This window comes from Paenibacillus sp. R-74696 (genome assembly GCF_055814915.1).
In genome coordinates this window covers 1-907 of the sequence record NZ_JBPULM010000015.1, presented here as the reverse complement: position 1 = coordinate 907, position 907 = coordinate 1, and the positions used below count along the sequence as shown (strand labels likewise).

1 protein-coding gene is annotated in these 907 nt (G+C 59.0%); it reads left to right on the top strand.

All coding sequences use genetic code 11. The annotated features are described in order from the left end of the window. On the top strand, nucleotides 1-907 hold a 907-nt coding region (locus ACSR9A_RS02720; protein WP_473755472.1), incomplete at both ends, for a condensation domain-containing protein.

Genomic DNA, 907 nt, shown 5'->3' with positions numbered 1-907 from the left:
GCGACCCATCATGACGCGCTGCGGATGACGCTGACGCAGGCCGAGGACGGCAGCTATGTCGCTTGGAACCGGAAGGTGGCAGACGGTGAGCTTTACAGGTTGGACGTTTTCGATTTCCGGGGTGAGCCCGGATGGAGCGAAAAGGTCGAAGCCGCTGCTGCGGAGCTGCAAGGCAGCATTTCGCTAGCGAGCGGCCCGCTCATGAGGTTGGGCTTGTTCCAATGTGGCGATGGGGATCATTTGCTCCTCGTCATTCATCACTGGGTCGTGGACGGGGTATCTTGGCGAATTCTGTTTGAAGATTTTGCCACTGCTTACGAGCAAGCGGTACAAGGGAAAGACATCCGGCTGCCGCAGAAAACGGACGCATTCCAGACGTGGGCGCAGCAATGGAGCGCTTATGCAGGAAGTCCGGCGATGGAGGCGCAGCGTGCGTACTGGAAACGGATCGTAGAGCTGGCGGTTCCGCCGCTGCCCAAGGATTACGACTCAGTAGCTTCAGAAGTCTCAGGAGCCTCAGGAGCCTCAGAAGCTTTAGGAGCTTCAACGCTAGCAGCTAGCCAAACGCTGGCCGTGGAGTGGTCACAAGTCCAGACGCAGCAACTGTTGAAAGAAGCGCACCGCGCCTACGGAACGGAAATCAATGATTTGCTGCTGACCGCCCTGGCGCTGGCGGTTCAGTCGTGGAGTGGTATGGAGCGTATGGGGATCATGCTGGAAGGACATGGCAGGGAAACGATCCTCCCGGATGTGGATGTCAGCCGGACGGTCGGCTGGTTCACGAGCGCGTACCCGGTGGTGCTGGAGATGAAGCCAGAGATGAGCTTGTCGCAGCAGATCAAGCGAGTGAAGGAAACGCTGCGAGCGATCCCGGACAAAGGGGTCGGCTACGGCCTCCTGCGTTATG